This is a genomic window from Brevundimonas albigilva, from assembly GCF_023503965.1.
GTDB classification, from domain to species: Bacteria; Pseudomonadota; Alphaproteobacteria; order Caulobacterales; family Caulobacteraceae; genus Brevundimonas; species Brevundimonas albigilva.
Genome location: NZ_CP097298.1, coordinates 1,895,850 through 1,913,998 on the forward strand (window position 1 = coordinate 1,895,850; position 18,149 = coordinate 1,913,998).

At 69.9% G+C, this 18,149-nt stretch carries 23 protein-coding genes and 1 pseudogene; 15 read left to right on the forward strand and 9 right to left on the reverse strand.

Annotation, left to right across the window (positions count from 1 at the left end):
* The first annotated feature begins 4 nt into the window (after window positions 1-4).
* The 5 genes from MU852_RS10110 to mtgA all read left to right on the forward strand — a co-directional run bounded on the left by MU852_RS10110 (window position 5) and on the right by mtgA (window position 3,201).
* Entirely contained in the window at window positions 5-493 is a 489-nt protein-coding gene (locus MU852_RS10110; protein WP_249749482.1) for an Lrp/AsnC family transcriptional regulator, read from the forward strand.
* A gap of 36 nt (window positions 494-529) precedes the next feature.
* Window positions 530-1,468, forward strand: coding sequence for a pirin family protein (locus MU852_RS10115; protein WP_249749483.1), 939 nt, complete (start codon window positions 530-532; stop codon window positions 1,466-1,468).
* 71 nt (window positions 1,469-1,539) lie between these two features.
* Entirely contained in the window at window positions 1,540-2,505 is a 966-nt protein-coding gene (locus MU852_RS10120; protein WP_249749484.1) for a WD40 repeat domain-containing protein, read from the forward strand.
* A gap of 1 nt (window position 2,506) precedes the next feature.
* Window positions 2,507-2,680, forward strand: coding sequence for a hypothetical protein (locus tag MU852_RS17890; protein WP_347342292.1), 174 nt, complete (start codon window positions 2,507-2,509; stop codon window positions 2,678-2,680).
* Window positions 2,681-2,712: 32 nt separating this feature from the next.
* Window positions 2,713-3,201, forward strand: a complete 489-nt coding sequence (gene mtgA, locus MU852_RS10125) for a monofunctional biosynthetic peptidoglycan transglycosylase (protein ID WP_347342386.1) — start codon at window positions 2,713-2,715, stop codon at window positions 3,199-3,201.
* 7 nt (window positions 3,202-3,208) lie between these two features.
* Here the strand turns inward: mtgA and MU852_RS10130 are convergent, their stop codons facing one another.
* Entirely contained in the window at window positions 3,209-3,550 is a 342-nt protein-coding gene (locus MU852_RS10130) for a hypothetical protein (RefSeq protein WP_249749485.1), read from the reverse strand.
* Between the two features lie 117 nt (window positions 3,551-3,667).
* Between MU852_RS10130 and MU852_RS10135 the strand changes: the two genes are divergently transcribed.
* From MU852_RS10135 to MU852_RS10165, 7 genes are all read left to right on the forward strand, one after another.
* Window positions 3,668-4,432: an electron transfer flavoprotein subunit beta/FixA family protein gene (locus MU852_RS10135; RefSeq protein ID WP_249749486.1), complete on the forward strand. Its 765-nt coding sequence runs from the start codon at window positions 3,668-3,670 to the stop codon at window positions 4,430-4,432.
* Complete coding sequence (locus MU852_RS10140) at window positions 4,433-5,362, forward strand: electron transfer flavoprotein subunit alpha/FixB family protein (RefSeq protein WP_249749487.1); 930 nt, start codon at window positions 4,433-4,435, stop codon at window positions 5,360-5,362.
* Window positions 5,363-5,494: 132 nt separating this feature from the next.
* Window positions 5,495-6,733, forward strand: a complete 1,239-nt coding sequence (locus MU852_RS10145) for an argininosuccinate synthase (RefSeq protein WP_249749488.1) — start codon at window positions 5,495-5,497, stop codon at window positions 6,731-6,733.
* Between the two features lie 63 nt (window positions 6,734-6,796).
* Window positions 6,797-7,243 (forward strand): translation initiation factor IF-2, encoded by a 447-nt coding sequence (locus MU852_RS10150; RefSeq protein WP_249749489.1) that lies wholly within the window; start codon window positions 6,797-6,799, stop codon window positions 7,241-7,243.
* Between the two features lie 78 nt (window positions 7,244-7,321).
* Window positions 7,322-7,891, forward strand: a complete 570-nt coding sequence (locus MU852_RS10155) for a hypothetical protein (RefSeq protein ID WP_249749490.1) — start codon at window positions 7,322-7,324, stop codon at window positions 7,889-7,891.
* A 48-nt stretch (window positions 7,892-7,939) separates the two neighbouring features.
* On the forward strand, window positions 7,940-8,572 hold the full coding sequence (locus MU852_RS10160) for a LysE family translocator (protein WP_249749491.1): 633 nt from the start codon (window positions 7,940-7,942) through the stop codon (window positions 8,570-8,572).
* A 97-nt stretch (window positions 8,573-8,669) separates the two neighbouring features.
* Window positions 8,670-9,233 carry a CC0125/CC1285 family lipoprotein gene (locus MU852_RS10165; protein ID WP_249749492.1) on the forward strand — a complete coding sequence of 188 codons (564 nt, stop codon included), beginning with the start codon at window positions 8,670-8,672 and terminating at the stop codon, window positions 9,231-9,233.
* Between the two features lie 140 nt (window positions 9,234-9,373).
* Here the strand turns inward: MU852_RS10165 and MU852_RS10170 are convergent.
* Window positions 9,374-10,102, reverse strand: a pseudogene (locus tag MU852_RS10170) (DUF6065 family protein); the annotation flags it as partial.
* A 65-nt stretch (window positions 10,103-10,167) separates the two neighbouring features.
* Between MU852_RS10170 and MU852_RS10175 the strand changes: the two are divergent.
* From MU852_RS10175 to MU852_RS10185, 3 genes are all read left to right on the forward strand, one after another.
* Window positions 10,168-10,683 (forward strand): prolyl-tRNA synthetase associated domain-containing protein, encoded by a 516-nt coding sequence (locus MU852_RS10175; protein WP_249749493.1) that lies wholly within the window; start codon window positions 10,168-10,170, stop codon window positions 10,681-10,683.
* 119 nt (window positions 10,684-10,802) lie between these two features.
* Window positions 10,803-10,940, forward strand: a complete 138-nt coding sequence (locus tag MU852_RS10180; RefSeq protein WP_249749494.1) for an entericidin A/B family lipoprotein — start codon at window positions 10,803-10,805, stop codon at window positions 10,938-10,940.
* Window positions 10,941-11,022: 82 nt separating this feature from the next.
* On the forward strand, window positions 11,023-11,415 hold the full coding sequence (locus tag MU852_RS10185) for a YidB family protein (RefSeq protein ID WP_249749495.1): 393 nt from the start codon (window positions 11,023-11,025) through the stop codon (window positions 11,413-11,415).
* A 4-nt stretch (window positions 11,416-11,419) separates the two neighbouring features.
* Here MU852_RS10185 and MU852_RS10190 read toward each other — a convergent pair whose 3' ends face one another.
* The 7 genes from MU852_RS10190 to MU852_RS10220 form a co-directional block, all read right to left on the reverse strand.
* Window positions 11,420-12,010, reverse strand: a complete 591-nt coding sequence (locus MU852_RS10190; protein WP_249749496.1) for an MFS transporter — start codon at window positions 12,008-12,010, stop codon at window positions 11,420-11,422.
* A 26-nt stretch (window positions 12,011-12,036) separates the two neighbouring features.
* A complete protein-coding gene (locus tag MU852_RS10195; protein ID WP_249749497.1) occupies window positions 12,037-12,843 on the reverse strand; it encodes an MFS transporter in 807 nt (268 codons plus the stop codon).
* 33 nt (window positions 12,844-12,876) lie between these two features.
* Window positions 12,877-14,391: a response regulator gene (locus MU852_RS10200; RefSeq protein WP_249749498.1), complete on the reverse strand. Its 1,515-nt coding sequence runs from the start codon at window positions 14,389-14,391 to the stop codon at window positions 12,877-12,879.
* A gap of 54 nt (window positions 14,392-14,445) precedes the next feature.
* Window positions 14,446-16,071: a YifB family Mg chelatase-like AAA ATPase gene (locus MU852_RS10205; RefSeq protein WP_249749499.1), complete on the reverse strand. Its 1,626-nt coding sequence runs from the start codon at window positions 16,069-16,071 to the stop codon at window positions 14,446-14,448.
* Window positions 16,072-16,139: 68 nt separating this feature from the next.
* Window positions 16,140-17,084 carry a glutathione synthase gene (gshB, locus tag MU852_RS10210; RefSeq protein WP_249749500.1) on the reverse strand — a complete coding sequence of 315 codons (945 nt, stop codon included), beginning with the start codon at window positions 17,082-17,084 and terminating at the stop codon, window positions 16,140-16,142.
* Window positions 17,085-17,203: 119 nt separating this feature from the next.
* Entirely contained in the window at window positions 17,204-17,398 is a 195-nt protein-coding gene (locus tag MU852_RS10215) for a Trm112 family protein (RefSeq protein ID WP_249749501.1), read from the reverse strand.
* Between the two features lie 89 nt (window positions 17,399-17,487).
* A complete protein-coding gene (locus MU852_RS10220; RefSeq protein ID WP_249749502.1) occupies window positions 17,488-18,147 on the reverse strand; it encodes an LON peptidase substrate-binding domain-containing protein in 660 nt (219 codons plus the stop codon).
* Between the last annotated feature and the right edge of the window lie 2 nt (window positions 18,148-18,149).

The window sequence follows — 18,149 nt, forward strand, 5'->3', positions numbered from 1 at the left end:
CGCCTTGGCGGACGAACTCGATCCCATCGACGCCCGGATCCTCGACATCCTGCAACAGGACGCCGGCCTCTCGGTCGCCGAGGTGGCCGATCGCGTCGGTCTGTCCGCCTCGCCCTGCTGGCGGCGGATCAAGCGGCTGGAGGATTCCGGCCTGATCACCAAGCGCGTCACCCTGCTGAACGCCCAGCTGCTGGGGCTGGACTTCGAGGTGTACGCCATCGTCAAGCTCAGCCTGCCGTCCTCCGAGAACCTCGACATCTTCGAGACGGCGGTGGCTAAGTGGCCCGAGGTGGTCCAGTGCGCCACCATCACCGGGCGCGAGGACTATGTGCTGCGGATCATCACCTCCGACATGCACGCCTTCGACAAGTTCCTGCGCGAGAAGCTGCTGGCGCTGGGCATCGTCTCGGACTGCGAGAGCCACATCGTCACGCGCGGCGTGAAGAATGTGACCGCCCTGCCTCTTGGCATCATCACGCCCCACGTCGGATAACGCTCCTCGGCGGCGGGGTCCGCCGGGAGACCGACCATGATCGAACTGGTGATCGACGCGCGCCGCAAGGACCTGGGCGGGTTCGAGGTCGGGCGGGTGCTGCCCTTCCATTCGCGGCGGATGGTGGGGCCGTTCATCTTCCTGGACCAGATGGGGCCGGCCGAGTTCGCGCCGGGCGCCGACGCCATCAATGTGCGCCCGCACCCGCACATCGGCCTGTCGACCCTGACCTATCTGTTCGAGGGCGAGATCATGCACCGGGACAATCTGGGCTACACCCAGCCGATCCGTCCCGGCGAGGTCAACTGGATGACCGCCGGCAAGGGCATCGTCCACTCCGAGCGCACCGATCCGCTGAAGAAGAGCCGCGGCGGGCCGATGCACGGCATGCAGGCCTGGGTCGCCCTGCCGCGCGAGGCCGAGGAGATCGATCCGTCCTTCCACCACCTGGGCGAGGACGACCAGCCCACCTATGAGAACGGCGGCCTGTTCGCGCGTCTGGTGGCCGGAGAGGCGTACGGCGCCAAGGCCGGCGCGCCCGTGTCGTCGCCGCTCTTTTATGTCCACTGGGAGCTGCAGCCGGGCGTGAAGACCGCCCCGCCGTCGGGCCGCGGCGCAGAAGGCATGAGCGAGCGGGCGCTGTACGTCGCCAAGGGGTCGATCGAGGTCGGCGACCGCACCTTCCACGAAGGCCAGATGATCGTGCTGGAGCCGACGGCCGAGCCGACCGTCAAGGCCCTGACCCTCGCCACGGTGATGGTGATGGGCGGCGAGCCGGTGGGCGAGCGGCTGATCTGGTGGAATTTCGTCGCCTCCAGCCAGGCCCGCCTGGACCAGGCCAAGGCCGACTGGAAGGCCGGCCGGATGGCGCTGCCTCGCGAGGACGACCTGGAGTTCATCCCCCTGCCGGAGGAGCCGTCCCTGGCCCAACCGGCCCCCGCGCCGGTCGAGCCCAAGCCGACCGATCCGGTATAAGGACTCTCCCTCCCCATGAAGGGGAGGGAGAAGATTTGCAGGCCCCGTCGCAACCGGCTAACGCCAGCGGCATGAACTTCGACTTCGACGCCCAGGTGACCGCCGCCCTGTTCGACGCCTCGGGCGCCGTCTTCGCCCTGGGCGACGGCTCGGTGCGGTTCGACGATCGCCAGCGGGTCGAGGCGCACGACGGGGCGGTGCTGTGCGCGGCCGTGCATCCGTCGGGCGACGGCGTCGTCACCGGCGGCGACGACGGCCGCGTGGTCTGGAGCCGGCGCGGCGAGGACCCCCAGATCCTGGCCACGGCCAGGAACCAGTGGATCGACGCCATCGACGCCTCGGCCGCGTCGGGCCTGGTGGCGTTTTCCTATGGGCGGACCCTGTCGGTCATCGATCCGGCCGACACCGGATTCCGCCGCGACTTCCAGCATGAGCGCACCGTCTCGGGCGTGGCCTTCGAGCCCAAGGGCCGGCGCATCGCGACCTCCACCTACGGCGGCGCGGCCCTGTGGTACGCCCGGATCGAGAAGCAGCAGCCGACCCTGCTGAAATGGGCGGGCTCGCACACCGGGGTGGCGGTCTCGCCCGACGGCGCCTTCGTCGTCACGACCATGCAGGACAATCAGCTGCACGGCTGGCGGCTGAAGGACGCCAAGAACCTGCGGATGGGCGGCTATCCCGGAAAGGTCCGCTCGGTCGCCTTCCTGGCCGGCGGCCAGCTGATGGCGACCTCGGGCGCGCAGGGCGTGGTGCTGTGGCCCTTCATCGGCTCCAACGGCCCGATGGGGCGCGAGGCGACCGAGATCGGCTATGACGAGAACAGCCTGGTCAATCTGGTCTCGGCCCGGCCGGCGCACGGCCTGGTCGCCGCGGGCCTGACCGACGGCCGGGTGTGGGTCGCCCATCCGGCGGCGCAGGGGCTGAACTTCGTCAAGGCCGAGAAGGGCGCCGCCATCGTGGCCCTGTCGCTGAGCCCTGAGGCGGACAAGGTCGCCTGGGCCGACGAGGACGGCCGCGCCGGCGTGGCGATTCTCTGACATGGCCGGCAAGCGGTTCCGCCTGGGCCGGCTGCTGGGGCTGATCCTTCTGGCCCTGATCGCCGTGCCGGTGGTCGGGGTCGCCCTGTTCGCCGTGGTCCCGCCGACGCCGACCATCCTGATGCTGCAACAGGCGGCCGGGGGCGCGGGCTGGACTATCGCTGGCGAGGCCTGAACGACATTTCGCCGAACCTGGTCGACGCCGCCATCGCCGCCGAGGACGCCCGCTTTTGCAGCCACCACGGCTTCGACATGGAGGCGATCCAGAAGGCGCTGGACCACAACGCCGAGGGCGGGCGCATCCGGGGCGGATCGACCATCAGCCAGCAGACCGCCAAGAACGTCTTCCTGTGGCCGTCGCGCGACTGGGTCAGGAAGGGGCTGGAGGCCGGCTACACCGTCCTGATCGAGACGGTCTGGTCCAAGCGCCGGATCATGGAAGTGTATCTGAACGTGGTGGAATGGGCGCCCGGCGTCTATGGCGCGCAGGCGGCCTCGCGCCACTGGTTCGGCAAGGATGCGGACGAACTGACCCCGCGCGAGGCGGCGCGCCTGGCCGCCATCCTGCCCGCGCCGCGCCGTTACAAGGCGGCCAGTCCCGGCCCCTATGTCCGCCGCCGCGCCAGCCGCATCCAGGCCGCCATGGGCACGGTGCGCGGCGACGGCCTGAACGCCTGTGTGCTGGGGCGGCGGTGAGGGCGGCCTAAAGCCCCTCGCGGGCCTTCAGGTCCTGGCGTTCGCGGGCCACGGCGGCGTCGACCGCGCGGCGCTGCCGGGCGACCTGGGCCTCCAGTTCGATCAGTTCGCGGTTCTTGGCGTTGGAGGCTTCGGCGCGGCTGACGCCGGCCGGCCGGCCGGTGATGTCGGGCACATAGATCGGCGTGGCGCAGGTGCGCGTCTCGATGTCGTACCAGTCGCCGCGCGCCTCGCACCGCTCGCCAGGGCTGACCCAGACGGCCTGCAGCACGAAGATGCCCGCCAGCATCACCCCGAACACGCCCAGGAAGATCATGCTCAGGCGCGGAAAGGTCAGGAAACGCTTCATCTCTCGGTCCGTTAGGGTCGTTCGGGCCAGGAAACCTGACGCCGCGTTACGTTGACAGGCCTTCTCGACCGCTCCATGTCCTTGCGCCATCAATCAGGCGATTTCACGGATAGACCCATGAAGGTTCTCGTCCCCGTCAAACGGGTGATCGACTATAACGTCAAGGCCCGCGTGAAGGCGGACCAGTCGGGCGTCGACCTGGCCAACGTCAAGATGAGCATGAACCCCTTCGACGAGATCGCCGTCGAAGAGGCCGTGCGCCTGAAGGAAGGCAAGGAACACCACGCCGCCGGCACGGCCGACGAGATCGTGGTGGTCTCCATCGGCGTGACCCAGGCGCAGGAGACGATCCGCACCGCCCTGGCCATGGGCGCCGATCGCGGCGTGCTGATCCAGTCGGACACGGACCTGGAGCCCCTGGCCGTCGCCAAGCTGCTGAAGGCCGTGGTCGACGAGGAGAAGCCCGACCTGGTGCTGATGGGCAAGCAGTCCATCGACGGCGACAACAATGCGGTCGGCCAGATGCTGGCGGCCCTGCTGGACTGGCCCCAGGCCACCTTCGCCGGCAAGCTGGAGATCGCCGACGGCAAGGCGACCGTCACGCGCGAAGTCGACGGCGGCCTGCAGACCGTGGCGGCCCAGCTGCCGGCGGTGGTGACCGTGGACCTGCGCCTGAACACGCCGCGCTATGCGTCCCTGCCCAACATCATGAAGGCCAAGAAGAAGGAGATCGCCGTGAAGGCGGTCGCCGACTACGGCGTCGACACGGCCGACCGGTTGAAGGTCCTGAAGGTCACCGAGCCGCCCAAGCGCTCGGCCGGCGTCAAGGTCGAGAGCGCCGCCCAACTGGTCGAAACCCTCAAGTCCGCGGGAGTGCTGTAAATGGCCGTCCTCGTCATCGCCGATCACGACGGCTCGGCCGTCCGCGACACCACCAACAAGACCGTGACCGCCGCCCTGGCCCTGTCGTCCGACGTGGACGTGCTGGTGGTGGGCGAGAACGCCCAGGCCGCCGCCGACGCCGCGGCCAAGATCGCCGGCGTGCGCAAGGTGCTGCTGGCCGAGAGCGCGGGCCTGGGCAAGGCGCTGGCCGAGGCGGTGGAGGCGACCGTGCTTCCGCTGGCCGCCGGCTACGACGCCATCCTGGCCCCGGCCACGACCGACGGAAAGAACTACGCCCCGCGCATCGCCGCCAAGCTGGACGTCGCCCCGATCTCGGACATCGTCGAGGTCGTGTCGCCCGACACCTTCGTGCGCCCGATCTACGCCGGCAACGCCCTGGAGACGATCCAGTCGTCGGACGCCAAGAAGGTGATCACCGTGCGCCCGACCGCCTTCGACGCGGCGGCCAACGACGGCTCGGCCTCGGTCGAGACGGTCGCCGGCGCCGATGCGCCCAAGACCGCCTTCGTCAGCGAGGAAATGGTCAAGTCGGACCGGCCCGAACTGGGCGCCGCCAAGATCGTCGTCTCGGGCGGCCGCGCCCTGGGCTCGGCCGAGGAGTTCCACGCCGTGATGGACCCGCTGGCCGACAAGCTGGGCGCCGCCGTCGGCGCTTCGCGCGCCGCCGTGGACGCCGGCTATGCGCCGAACGACTATCAGGTCGGCCAGACCGGCAAGGTCGTCGCGCCCCAGCTCTACATCGCCATCGGCATCTCGGGCGCGATCCAGCACCTGGCGGGGATGAAGGATTCCAAGACCATCGTCGCCATCAACAAGGACCCGGACGCCCCCATCTTCCAGGTCGCCGACTACGGCCTGGTCGCCGACTACAAGACCGCCGTCCCCGAACTGATGGCCGCCCTGGGCTGACCCTCGGCCGAACGACAGGCTGTGCGCCCGTCCCGGTTCGCCGGGGCGGGCGTCTTCATAAGGGGTTGCACCCATCCCCCATGGGTCTTATGCGCGCGCTCAATCTCCCCGAACGCCCGCGAAAGAGCCGCCATGTCCGCCCCCGCCGACAAGCCCGTGAAGAAAGTCGTCCTCGCCTATTCCGGCGGGCTCGACACCTCGATCATCCTGAAGTGGCTGCAGACCGAGTATGGCGCCGAGGTCGTGACCTTCACCGCCGACCTGGGCCAGGGCGAGGAACTGGGCCCGGCGCGCGAGAAGGCGCTGAAGCTGGGCATCAAGCCCGAGAACATCTTCATCGACGACCTTCGCGAGGAATTCGTGCGCGACTTCGTCTTCCCGATGTTCCGCGCCAACGCGCAATATGAGGGCGACTATCTGCTGGGCACGTCGATCGCCCGCCCGCTGATCTCCAAGCGCCAGATCGAGATCGCCCGCCAGGTCGGCGCCGACGCCGTCTGTCACGGCGCGACCGGCAAGGGCAACGACCAGGTCCGGTTCGAGATCGGCTACTATGCGCTGGAGCCCGACATCCGCGTCATCGCCCCCTGGCGCGAGTGGGAGTTCCGCAGCCGCGAGGCGCTGCTGGACTTCGCCGAAAAGAACCAGATTCCGATTTCCAAGGACAAGCGCGGCGAGGCGCCCTTCAGCGTCGACGCCAACCTTCTGCACTCCTCGTCCGAGGGCAAGGTGCTGGAAGACCCGGCGGTCGAGGCCCCCGAGTTCGTGCATCAGCGCACCATTTCGCCTGAAGACGCGCCCGACGTCGCCACCGTCATCGAGATCGGCTTCGAGAAGGGCGACGCGGTGTCGATCAACGGCGAGGCCATGAGCCCCGCCACCCTGCTGACCGCGCTGAACCAGTACGGCCACGACAACGGGATCGGCCGCCTGGACCTGGTCGAGAACCGTTTCGTCGGCATGAAGTCGCGCGGCGTCTATGAGACCCCCGGCGGCACCATCCTGATCGCTGCCCACCGCGGCATCGAGAGCATCACCCTGGACGGCGGCTCCATGCACCTGAAGGATCAGCTGATGCCGAAATACGCCGAGCTGATCTACAACGGCTTCTGGTTCTCGCCCGAGCGCGAGATGCTGCAGGCCGCCATCGACAAGTCCCAGGAAAAGGTCACGGGCACGGTCAGGGTCAAGCTGTACAAGGGCAATGTCTCGGTCGTCGGCCGCGAAAGCCCCTACAGCCTGTACGACCAGGACCTGGTCACCTTCGAGGAAGGCGTCCAGGCCTACGACCACAAGGATGCGGCTGGCTTCATCAAGCTGAACGCGCTGCGCCTGCGCGTGCTGGCCAAACGGGATGCGCGCGGGGAATAAGGCTTCGCTTGCCGCCGCCCGGATTCCTCGTAGGGTGGCGGCCTCATTATCGGAGCATTCTCCATGCGTCTCCTGACCCCGCTGGCCGCCGTCGCCGTCCTGGCGCTCGCCGCCCCCGCCTTCGCCCAGGATGCGGCGCCGACCGCGCCCGCGGCGCCGGCCGCCCCGTCGAAGAGCCCGGAGGAGGCCGCCTTCGAGGCCAAGGCCGAAGCGTTCGGCCAGCGCATGGAAGCGATGGCGACCGAGATGCAGACCGCCGCGGCGCAGGCCGACAAGGCCAAGGCCAAGACCGACCTGGACGCGATCCAGGCCCGCTATCAGCCTGACGCCGACGTCTTCGTGACCGAATTCCAGACGTTCGCGACCGCCCAGACGGCCGCTTCGGGTCAGGACGCCTCGGCCCAGATCGCCGCCGCCGCCGAACAGATCCGGAGCATTCCCGCCCTGGCCCGCGGCCAGGTGGAAGCGGCCGCCAACGCCCCCGCCGCAGCGCCGGCGACTCCGCAGTAGGGCCGCCTTACCGCGATTTCACTTGAGGCCGGGCGGCCTTGAGGCGACCTTGCGCGGGTCATCCACGGGAGCCTTCCCATGATCCGCGCCCTCAGCCTGACCGCCGCCCTGGCCCTTGCGCCGCTGTCGTCCGCCCTGGCCCAGGACGCGGGTCGCGACGCCCCCGCGCCCGGCTCGGCCGAGGCTCGGCTGGAGGCCGCGTCCGCCGACTTCGAGGCGCGGATGGAACGCTTCAGCGAACGCGCCGAGGCCATCTCCGAGGACGAAAGCCTGACCGACGAGCAGAAGGGCGTCCGCATCTCGGCGCTGTGGGCCGAACATGCGCCCGAGGTGTCCGCCTTCACCGCCGAGGCGACCCGCATGGCCTCGGCCATCGCCGCCGAGGCGCTGAAGGACATCGACATCGACGCCCTGGTCTCCCAGGCGCTGAACGACCCGGAGGTGCAGGACGCCATCCAGCGCGGCGCTTCCGCGGCCCAGGGCGTCGCCGCCAACAGCGCCTGGGCCAATCCGGACCCTGAACAAATCGAGACCTACGAACTGATCGCCCAGTACGCCCTGGACCAGGCCGGCGACGCGGTCGAGGCGATCGAGCCGCCGGCCCCGCCCGAACCGCCCGCGCCCCCGGCGCCCGAGGCCCGAAACTAGAGGCCCGACCGGCTTGACGGGCGCGTCGCGGCGGCCGACATCGCCGCGATGTCCGCCCTGCCCGTCGATCCGCACCTCTATTCGACCTTCCTCGGCGTCATGGCCGTGATGGCGATCACGCCCGGCCCGGCCAATCTGTTCGCGGTGGCGACGGGCATGGAGAAGGGCCGCGCCTCGGCCCTGGTCGGCGTGGTCGGGATGAACGCCGCCACCCTGGTCTGGTTCGCCGCCGCCGCCCTGGGGTTGGGCGCCCTGGTCAAGGCCTTCCCCCAGGCGTTCCGGCTGATCGCCGTGGCCGGCGCCCTCTATGTCGCCTGGCTGGGGCTAAAGGCCCTGCGCGGCGCCTTCCGGACCGCCGCGGATCCCCAGAGCATCGTCGTGCGGCGCGGCCGCAGCGCCTTCGTCGACGGCTTCGCGGTGCAGATCGCCAATCCCAAGGCGGTGCTCTTCTTCACCGCCGTCCTGCCGCCCTTTCTGGACGTCAGCCGCCCGGTCGTCCCGCAACTGGTCCTGTTCGCCGCCGCCGTCATCGGCATGGACATGATGTCGATGAGCGCCTACGCCCTGTCGGGCGCCGCGCTGTCTCGTCGCATGGGCCAGCCCCGGTTTCGGCGCGGCTTCGGCCTGTTCGTAGGCATCCTGTTGCTGGCCGCGGCCGTATTGATCGTCATCAGGCTGTAGTCGCCGCAAGCTTGGCCTTGCATTCCCACGGAACGTGGCCGTTCATGCGTCGTTCAGCAGCCAGCGCGCCCAATCCGGCGATCAAGGAGTTGATTCAATGAAAGCCCCCTTCTTCAAGACCCTTGCGATCACGGCGGTCGCAGGGCTGACTCTGGCCGCATGCGCCACCGCCACGCCGTATCAGCCCGCCGGCTTCAACGGCGAGCGCGGCGGCTACGCCGAACAACGGCTGGAGAACGACCGCTATCGCGTGTCCTTCTCGGGCAATTCGCTGACCTCGCGCGAGCAGGTCGAGATGTCGCTGCTGCTGCGTTCGGCCGAACTGACCGCCGAGAGCGGCTACGACTGGTTCGCCACCGTGAACCGCGCCACGGATCGCGACACCCGCTTCGTCGGATCGCCTGACCCGTTCTATTCGCGCTACAACAGCTTCTACGGTCCGTACTGGGGTCCGTCGTGGCGCTATTACCGTGGCGGATTCTGGCGTCCGTTCGACCCGTGGGGCCCCAATGACTTCGACGTGCGCCAGGTCGACCGCTACGAGGCCAGCGCCGAGATCGTGATGGGTCGCGGACCCAAGCCCGCCGGCGATCCCAACGCCTTCGACGCCCGCGAAGTCATCCAGAACCTGGGACCGCGCGTCACCCGCCCGATGCCCTGAACGGCCTCGAGCAGCGCGAAGCGCGATAGGCCGACCATCACGGCCTCAAGCAGCGCGAAGCGCGATAGGCCGACCATCACGGCCTCGAGCAGCGCGAAGCGCGATGGGCGACACAACCCGCGTGGGCGTTCAGCCCACGCGGGGGTCTTCAGGCGGCGCTTGTTGATGTGGCTGGCCGGGGCGGCGCCCAGGTCCTCGGGCAGTTCGCCCTTGAAGTAGAAGCGCTGCCAGGCCTCCTTGGCCGCGTCGGGATCGCCGCCGGCCAGCCGCTGGTTGAAGTCGGTGCGCGCGCGGTTCCAGGCCTCGAACTGGCCGTGCATGGTCGGGTTGGATTCCAGCGTCCGGATCACCGGCTGGAACTGTTCGACCTTCTTGTGCTCGATCAGATTGATGAAGCAGAAGGGCTCGCCCTTCTCGAACTTCACCCGGCCCGGCCGCGTGAAGATCCAGTTCATGGTGAAGGGAAACGGCAGCCAGTCCGTCTCGATCAGGCCGACCAGCGGCTGGATGCCGTCCTTCACATGGTTGGGCGATCCCGAGCACATCATCCCCCAGCCCGGCGGGGTGCGGAACAGATACTGCGGATGCATGGTCAGCACCCCACGCGAGAAGTGCGAGGTGACGAAATGCTTCATGTCGTGCTGGGGCCGGTCCGGGGTGATGACGATGTCGGCCTGGGACGGCCCGCCGTTCCACTCGGCCGCGAAACCGAACGGGCACAGGATCTCCCACCCCGTCGTATTGGCCATGTTCAGCGGCAGGCAGCGATAGGGGTGGCGGCTGGCGAAGGCGTCCATCCAGTCGCGCGACTGGCGGCCGGGCACCAGATCCGGCGGCCGGGCCGTCATCGGATAGCATTCCAGTTCCAGCGGGCGCGTCTGCACGGTATCGACCATGAAGACTTCCCTATCGCGACGTTCCCGGCCGCTCAACCATGACCGCTCACCCGCCCTTCGACCGCGACCGCCTGCTGGCCTGGATGGCCGAGCACGCGATCGACCACACGACCCACGACCACCCCGCCGTCTTCCGCGTGGAGGAGGGGCTGGAGCTTAAGGCCGCCCTGCCCGGCGCCCACACCAAGAACCTGTTCCTGAAGGACAAGAAGAACCGGCTGTGGCTGATCTCGGCGCGGCAGGACACGGTCATCGACCTGAAGCGCGCGCCCGCCGCCATCGGCTCGGACCGGCTGTCGTTCGGCAACGAAGCCCTGATGTGGGCGACGCTGGGCGTGCGTCCCGGCTCGGTCACCGCGCTGGGCCTGATCAACGACGTGGAGCGCCAGGTCGCCTTCGTGCTGGATCGCCGCCTGTGGGAGGCCGAGGTCGTCAACTTCCACCCCCTGACCAACACGGCGACCACGGCGCTGACGCAGGCGGCGTTCCGCCAGGTGATGGCCCTGCTGGAGCGGGAGCCGATCGTGGTGGATTTCGCGGCGATGACGGTATGAAGCGCCGGATGGCGCGTGGCCTCGACGGCTGGTAAGGCGATCGTCAAGCTGCGCCTTGCCGACGCCGGAGGACCGGGCGGCGGCGGCGCGTCGTTCGTTGGCTTCATGGGGAAACCGCCATGCGCAAGATCGTCGTCCTGTCCCTCGCCGCCGCCGCCCTGGCGGTTTCGGCCTGCAACACCATCTCGGGCATCGGCCGCGATGTCTCGGCGGCCGGTTCAGCCGTGAGCCAGAGCGCCGAACAGGCCAAGCGCTAGGGCGCGGCGGCCGGCGAAAGCCGGTTCTCGTTTCTGTCGTCACCGGATGCTAGTCTGCCGGCCTGGACAGGGGAGACGGACGATGGGCTTTCTCGACACGGTGCTGAACGGTCTGGGCGACGACGCGGCCGGGGGACTGGGCGATCTGCTCAAGATGCAGGGCGGGGTCGGCGGACTGGCGGAAAAGTTCGGCCAGGCGGGCCTGGGCGATGTGGTCGGTTCGTGGATCGGCCAGGGCGCCAACGCCGGGATTTCGGCCGAGCAGATCGCCGCCGTCCTGGGGTCCGGCCCGCTGGCCGATTTCGCCCAGAAGCTGGGCGTCTCGCCCCAACAGGCCAGCGAAACCCTGGCCGGCCTGCTGCCGGAAGCCATCGACCGCCTGACGCCGGGCGGTCAGGTCGACGGGGCCGACGACCTGCTGAGCAAGCTGCCGGGCGGCGTCGGCGACATGATCGGCGGCTTCCTCAAGCGCTGAGGCGTCAGGAGGGTGTCGCGGTCTTGAGCCTGTTGTGCCTGTGCTGGAGGATCCAGCACAGGACAAGCGCCGGAATGCCGACCGCGGCCGTTCCAGCGAAGAAGATCGCATAGGCGTCCATTAGGGCTCGACCAGGCTCAAGGGCTTCGACGGCTGCGCCTGAAAGCCCCTTCAGGAACTTGCCGAGCAGGGCGTAGAAGGAACTGAGCAGGGCGTACTGGGTCGCCGTGTAACCGATGCTGGTCAGGCTGGACATGTAGGCGACCAGCGCGGCGCCAGCGAAGCCTTCGCTGAAGTTCTCGACGAACAGCACGCCGCCGAACAGCGGCGTCGACAGCCCGGCCATCGCCAGCACCATATAGCCGAGGTTCGAGGCCGGCCCCACCAGCGCTCCGATCAACAGAGTTCGGTTGAAGCCCAGGCCGACCGCGCAAAGGCCCGCCGCCGAGATTCCGATCAGGGTGCCGATCAGCCCTGCGCTGAGCCGCATCGAGGCGATGACCGGCTTGGCGAGTCCCAGGTCTACGTAAAACGGCCCGACCATCGGTCCCATGACGAAATCCGGCAACCGATAGAGGCTGATCGCAGCCAGCATCAGCAGGGCCAGCGAGCCGTGGGTCTTCAGGAAGGCGAGGAAGGGTCCGACGATGGCGTCGAACAGCCCCTCGGGCTCAGGAAGGAGACGCCGCCGACCGCTTCCTCGGCCACGCGTCGATCGACTGGCTCGCGAGCGAACAGGGTCGCCGCGATCACGACGGCCATGAAACCGCCGAACAGGGCGTAGGCGCCGTTCCAGCCCATGCCTGCGGCGAAGAACAGGATAAGCGAATTGCCCGCCAGGATGGCGAAGCGATATCCCAGTTGGAAGGCCGAGGTCAGCAGACCTTGATCCTCGTCGTTTTCCGCGCTCTCGATGCGCCAGGCGTCCGCGACGATGTCCTGCGTCGCAGAGGCGAACGCGGTGACCAGGGCGGCGACGCCCAGCAGGACCAGCCCGCCCTGGGGGCCGATCAGGGCCATGGCGACGAGGCTCAATCCGACGAGGCCTTGCGCCAGAACCATCCAGCCTCGACGGCGGCCCAGCCGGCCCAGCAGGGGGACGTCCAACCGGTCGATCAGCGGCGCCCAGAGAAACTTCAGCGAATAGGCCAGCCCCACCCAGGAGATGAAGCCGATTGCGGCCAGCTCCACATCATACTCCCTCAGCCACAGGCCGAGAGTATTGCCGACCAGCATGAAGGGCAGGCCCGAACCGAAACCGATCAGCAGGGTGATGATGACCCGGGGGCGTCCGAGCGCCTTCAGGACGTCCATGGCCCCGACATGGCGGGTCGACGGCGGGAGATCGGGGGCGGGAATGGTCGATTCGCCTTCCGCGCCGCGCCTCTCGCGCCCGGTCTGGCTAGGCGCGTCTCCGGGGTTACTCATCGGGCCGTCCACTGATCGCGGCCGAAGCGGCCGTCAGGCGACCTTGGCGTGGTTGGCGCGGTTCGTCCAGCGGATCAGGGCGGCGCGCAGGGCCTCGGGGTCCAGGGGCTTGACCAGATGGTCGTTCATCCCCGCCTCAAGGCACAGGCGGCGGTCCTCGGAGAAGGCGTTGGCGGTCAGCGCCAGGACGGGCGTGGCGTCGCCGGCGGCGCGGATGGCGCGCGCGGCCGTCGGGCCGTCCATGCCGGGCATCCGCATGTCCATGAACACCAGGTCGTAGCGGGCGCGCTTCAGGGCGGCGACGGCCTCCTCGCCGGTGGCGGCGGTCTCGACGGTGCAGCCCTCGCGCCGCAGCAGGGTGCGGGCCAGAAGGGCGCCGACGGGGTTGTCCTCGACCAGCAGGACGCGGATCCCGGCGAAACGGGCGGGGGCGACGCGGTCGTCCTCGGGCGCGGGGGCGGCCGTCTCGGCCGGAGCGGCGCCGGCGGCGGCCAGGACCCGTTCGGCCAGGGAGGCGCGCCGCAACGGCTTGATCAGATACCCCTGGTACCCCGCGCCGCGATAGCGGGCGATCAGGTCGCGATCGGCCGGGCGCAGCAGGACCACGGCGCGGCGGCCGGCGGGGGCGGGCGCGATCCCGCCGGCCGAGGCCAGGGCGTGGTCGACCAAAACCACGGCGGCGTCCGGGTCGATGCGTCCGCCGGCGGCCTGGACCTGGGCGGCGGCGGCGGCGGCGACGAACGGATCGGGAGACCGCACGGCCACCGCCTGGCCCTCCAGCGGGCGACCGCGATCGACGGCCACCGCCTGGAACGCCGCGGTCAGGCGAAAGCGCGCGCCAGGGCCGTCGGGCCGGTCCTCGACCGCGACCGATCCGCCCATGGCCTCGGCCAGGCGGCGCACCACGGCCAGGCCCAGGCCGGCGCCGTCGAAGCGGGCCGCGTCCGAGGAATCGACGTGGCCGAACTCTTCGAAGATGCGAATGCGGGCTTCGGCCGGCACGCCCGGGCCGGTGTCGTCGACGACGAAGGCCAACAGCGGCCGATCCTCGGTTCCCCCGGCGCGTTCCACGCCGATGCGCACGCCGCCGTCGGCGGTGAACTTGACCGCGTTTCCGGCCAGGTTGAACAGCACCTGGCGCAGCCGCCCCTCGTCGGCGACGATGTCGGGAACGTCGGCGGCGACGGACCAGGCGATCTCCAGCCCCTTGTCGTGCGCGCGGGCGCTGAGCAGTTCGGCGACGCCGCGCACCAGGCCTTCCACATCCACCGGCGCCAGGTCGAACTCCAGCTTGCCGGCCTCCAGCCGGGCGTAGTCGAGCAGGTCGTTGACCAGGCCCAGCAGGTGTTCGGCCGACTGGCGCGCGGTCTCGGCGTAGGCGCGCTGGGCGCCGTCCAGGCGGGTGCGCTGCAACAGGTTGATCATGCCGATCACCCCGTTCAGGGGCGTGCGCATCTCATGGCTCATCAGCCGCAGGAATTGGTGGGCCGGATCGACAACGGGCGCGCCGTGTCGCTCGGTGTCCTTGCTCGCCGCGCGTCGCGCCATGATCGCCTCCTTGCGGTGATCCTGGCCGCAAGGCGTTAAAATCCCGTCCCCTCTTCAGGAGGGCAGGAACGGCGCCTGGGCCGCGCCGTCCTCGCGCAGGCCGAAGGGCGGCGCGTCGCCGCGATGCATCGTGCTTCGGTCGAAGTCGGCCTGGGCGCCCGCCGTGGCGCGGCGATAGATCAGCGCCTCGGCGATGTGGCGGCGCAGGACGCCCGTGGCGCCGTCCAGGTCGGCGATGGTGCGCGCCAGGCGCAGGGTCCGGGTCCAGCCGCGCGCCGTCAGGCCGCCCGCCTCGCCCGCCCGCATCAGCAGGGCGCGCCCCGCCTCGTCCGGTGCGGCGAACCGATCCAGGGTCTCGCCGCCGGCGCGCGCGTTCAGGCCCTGGTCCGGATCGAGGCCGGCCTGGCGCGCCCGATCCTCCTGCGCCGCGCGGGCGGCGGCGACGCGGGCCCTGGCCTCCGCCGTGCCTTCGGCCGGGGGCGGCAGGGCCATGTCGGCGGCGGTGACAGGCGGGGTCTCCACCGTCAGGTCGATGCGGTCGAACATCGGGCCGGAGATGCGGTTCTGATAGTCGCGCTGGCAGCGCGGGGCCTTGCCGCACGCCCCGCGCCCGGCGCCGCCCAGGCCGCACCGGCAGGGATTCATCGCCGCCACCAGCTGGAACCGCGCCGGGTAGCGGACGTGGGCGTTGGCCCGCGCCACCACGATCTCGCCCGTCTCAAGCGGCTGACGCAGGGAATCCAGCGCCTGGGCCGAATATTCGGGCAGTTCGTCAAGGAACAGCAGCACGCCGTTGTGCGCCAGGGAGGCCTCGCCCGGCTTGGCCCGCAGGCCGCCGCCGGTCAGGGCGGCCATCGAGGCCGAGTGGTGGGGACTGCGGAACGGCCGGTCGCGGGTCAGGGCGCCGCGCTCGATCAGGCCCGCCACCGACCAGATCATCGAGGTCTCCAGGAGCTCGCGCGACGTCAGGGGCGGCAGCAGGCCCGGCAGGCGCTGGGCCATCATCGACTTGCCCGAGCCGGGCGGGCCCATGAACAGCAGATTGTGTCCCCCGGCGGCGGCGATCTCCAGCGCCCGCTTGGCGCTTTCCTGGCCCTTGACCTCGCGCAGGTCGGGCGCGGCGCCGCCGCCCGCCAGGGGGCCGGGCTCGGGCGCGCGCAGCACCTGGACGCCCTTGAAATGGTTGACCAGGCCGATCAGCGAGCGCGGCGCCAGGATGCGAGCGCCGCCCGCCCAGGCCGCTTCCGGCCCCGTCGCCTCCGGGCAGATCAGGCCCAGGCCCAGGGCGTCGGCCGCCACGGCGGCGGGCAGGGCGCCGCCGACCCGCGCGATCTGGCCGTCCAGCCCCAGTTCGCCGATGGCGGCCCAGCCGTCCAGGGCGTCGGGCGCGATCACCCCCATGGCCGCCATCAGGGCCAGGGCGATGGGAAGGTCGAAATGGCTGCCCTCCTTCGGAAGGTCCGCCGGCGCCAGATTGGCGATGATGCGCCTGGCCGGCAGGGCCAGGCCGATCCCGGCGAAGGCCCCGCGCACCCGTTCGCGGCTCTCGGCCACCGCCTTGTCCGGCAGGCCGACGATGTTGAACACCGTCGGCCCGTCATTGCCGACCAACTGGACCTCGACATCCACGCGCCGGGCCTCGACCCCGTCGAAGGCGACCGTGACGACCCGCGCGACCATGGCGTTCTCCTGCGTTCAGCAGGAACGAACCATGAACTTCGATCTAGCGCAAGTGGTGCCGCAACAACTCAGGCGGCGCGCTTCCTCTCGATCACGTCCCACATCGCCGCCGTGGCGTCGACGCCGGTGAAATTCTTCAGCTGCTGGGCCCCGGTGGGGGAGGTGACGTTGATCTCGGTCAGCCAGTCGCCGATCACGTCGATGCCGACGAAGATCAGGCCGCGCGCCTTCAGCGTCGGGCCGATAGCGGCGCAGATTTCCTTGTCGCGGGCGGTCAGCTCGACCGGGGCCGCCGTGCCCCCGACGCGCAGGTTGGAGCGGACCTGATCCTTGGCCGGGATGCGGTTGATGGCCCCGACGGGCTCGCCGTCGACCAGCAGGATGCGCTTGTCCCCGGCCGAGACGGCGGGAAGGAATTTCTGGATCACCAGCGGATCGCGGTTGCCCGTGGCGTGGATCTCGATCAGGGCCTCCAGGTTCGGATCGCCCGCCTTCAGCCGCACCACGCCCGATCCGGCCGCGCCGTGCAGGGGTTTCAGCACCACGTCGCCGTGCTTCTCGTGGAAGGCGACCAGGGCGACGGGGTCGCTGCTGACCAGGGTGGGCGGGGTCAGGTCGGGAAAGCGCGTGACCAGCAGCTTCTCCGGCGCAGAACGGACCTCGGCCGGATCGTTCACAACCAGGGTGTGGGGGTGAACCGTCTCCAGCAGATAGGTGGCGGTGACATAGGCCATGTCGAAGGGCGGGTCCTGGCGCATCAGGATCACGTCCACGTCCCGGCCCAGGTCCAGCCGTTCCCAGTCGCCGAAGGTCACGTGGTCGCCGACGGTCCGGCGCAGGGTCACCGCGCGGGCGCGGCAATACAGCCGGCCCTCTTCCAGCGCCAGGGTGCGGAAGTCATAGACCCACAGGCGGTGGCCCCGCTCCTGGCCCGTCATGGCCATCAGGAAGGTGGTGTCCGAGGCGATGTTGACGGCCTCGATCGGGTCCATCTGGATGGCGACCTTCAGCATCGCGGGTCTTTCCTTTTCAGGCCTATCGCGCTTCGCGCTACTTGAGGCCGGGCATTACGGAATGGGGGCGCGGCAAAGCTGGCGCAACCCCTCCTGCCGCTCATCCATGAGCGGAATAGTCAGTCCAGCTGTCGCGCTTCCTCGGGCAGCATGATCGGCACGCCCTCGCGGATCGGATAGGCCAGCTTGGCGCCGGCCGAGACCAGTTCGCCCGCTTCGCGATCATAGGTCAGGCGGCCGCGCGTGACGGGGCAGACCAGCACCTCCAGAAGGCGAGGGTCGACCGAGACGGGGGTGTTGAAGGCGTCGCTCATTGTTGGTGGGCCTATCGTGCTTCGCACTACTTGAGGCCGGGTTGTAGGCCAGCGTCAGGCGGCGAGCCAAGTCTGAGGAATGGGAGGCGTCACTGCATCGAATGCGGCGGGCCGTCCTCGCCGCCGTCGGCGGCGTCGATCCGCATCAGGGCGGTCAGGGCGTCGGCGCGGTCGGACAGGGTCAGGCATTCCAGCAGGGCTTGTTTCTCGGGCGGTTCGAACGGCAGGGCCATGGCCAGGCTGTTGACCAGCGCCTCCATGGGCGCGCCCTCGGCGGTGTCCCAGTCGATGTCCAGCGACCGGTTGGTCAGATAGCCGCGCAGGGCGTCCAGGAAGGCCTCGCGGTCGAACTCGGCGGTCTCCAGCGGCGCGATCAGGTCGGCGTCGTACGCCTCGAACGCCGCGCGCACCTGGCGATAGGGCGTCTTGACCGGCAGTTCCGCCGCAATGCGGAAGCGCGACACCCCGGTCAAGGTGATCAGATAGCGCCCGTCCGAGGTCTCGGCGAAGCTGGTGATCCGGCCGGCGCATCCCACCGGCGAAAGGCCCGGCAGGGTCGCCGATCCGCCCTGGGGCTGGACCATGCCGATGATCCGGTCGCCGGCCATGGCGTCGTCGACCATGTTCAGATAGCGCGGCTCGAAGATGTTGAGCGGCAGCTGGCCGCGCGGCAGCACCACGGCCCCCGACAGCGGAAACACCGGGATGACCTGGGGAAGGTCCAGCGCCCTGACATAGCCTTGCGGCATCT

Bases quoted from the DNA above. Each gene is read 5' to 3' on its own strand.
- MU852_RS10115 (WP_249749483.1), top strand. From the start codon at position 530: ATGATCGAACTGGTGATCGACGCGCGCCGCAAGGACCTGGGCGGGTTC.
- MU852_RS10120 (WP_249749484.1), top strand. From the start codon at position 1,540: ATGAACTTCGACTTCGACGCCCAGGTGACCGCCGCCCTGTTCGACGCC.
- MU852_RS17890 (WP_347342292.1), top strand. From the start codon at position 2,507: ATGGCCGGCAAGCGGTTCCGCCTGGGCCGGCTGCTGGGGCTGATCCTT.
- MU852_RS10130 (WP_249749485.1), bottom strand. From the start codon at position 3,550: ATGAAGCGTTTCCTGACCTTTCCGCGCCTGAGCATGATCTTCCTGGGC.
- MU852_RS10135 (WP_249749486.1), top strand. From the start codon at position 3,668: ATGAAGGTTCTCGTCCCCGTCAAACGGGTGATCGACTATAACGTCAAG.
- MU852_RS10140 (WP_249749487.1), top strand. From the start codon at position 4,433: ATGGCCGTCCTCGTCATCGCCGATCACGACGGCTCGGCCGTCCGCGAC.
- MU852_RS10145 (WP_249749488.1), top strand. From the start codon at position 5,495: ATGTCCGCCCCCGCCGACAAGCCCGTGAAGAAAGTCGTCCTCGCCTAT.
- MU852_RS10150 (WP_249749489.1), top strand. From the start codon at position 6,797: ATGCGTCTCCTGACCCCGCTGGCCGCCGTCGCCGTCCTGGCGCTCGCC.
- MU852_RS10155 (WP_249749490.1), top strand. From the start codon at position 7,322: ATGATCCGCGCCCTCAGCCTGACCGCCGCCCTGGCCCTTGCGCCGCTG.
- MU852_RS10160 (WP_249749491.1), top strand. From the start codon at position 7,940: ATGTCCGCCCTGCCCGTCGATCCGCACCTCTATTCGACCTTCCTCGGC.
- MU852_RS10165 (WP_249749492.1), top strand. From the start codon at position 8,670: ATGAAAGCCCCCTTCTTCAAGACCCTTGCGATCACGGCGGTCGCAGGG.
- MU852_RS10175 (WP_249749493.1), top strand. From the start codon at position 10,168: ATGACCGCTCACCCGCCCTTCGACCGCGACCGCCTGCTGGCCTGGATG.
- MU852_RS10180 (WP_249749494.1), top strand. From the start codon at position 10,803: ATGCGCAAGATCGTCGTCCTGTCCCTCGCCGCCGCCGCCCTGGCGGTT.
- MU852_RS10185 (WP_249749495.1), top strand. From the start codon at position 11,023: ATGGGCTTTCTCGACACGGTGCTGAACGGTCTGGGCGACGACGCGGCC.
- MU852_RS10190 (WP_249749496.1), bottom strand. From the start codon at position 12,010: ATGCTGGCTGCGATCAGCCTCTATCGGTTGCCGGATTTCGTCATGGGA.
- MU852_RS10195 (WP_249749497.1), bottom strand. From the start codon at position 12,843: ATGAGTAACCCCGGAGACGCGCCTAGCCAGACCGGGCGCGAGAGGCGC.
- MU852_RS10200 (WP_249749498.1), bottom strand. From the start codon at position 14,391: ATGGCGCGACGCGCGGCGAGCAAGGACACCGAGCGACACGGCGCGCCC.
- MU852_RS10205 (WP_249749499.1), bottom strand. From the start codon at position 16,071: ATGGTCGCGCGGGTCGTCACGGTCGCCTTCGACGGGGTCGAGGCCCGG.
- gshB (WP_249749500.1), bottom strand. From the start codon at position 17,084: ATGCTGAAGGTCGCCATCCAGATGGACCCGATCGAGGCCGTCAACATC.
- MU852_RS10215 (WP_249749501.1), bottom strand. From the start codon at position 17,398: ATGAGCGACGCCTTCAACACCCCCGTCTCGGTCGACCCTCGCCTTCTG.
- MU852_RS10220 (WP_249749502.1), bottom strand. From the start codon at position 18,147: ATGCCGCAAGGCTATGTCAGGGCGCTGGACCTTCCCCAGGTCATCCCG.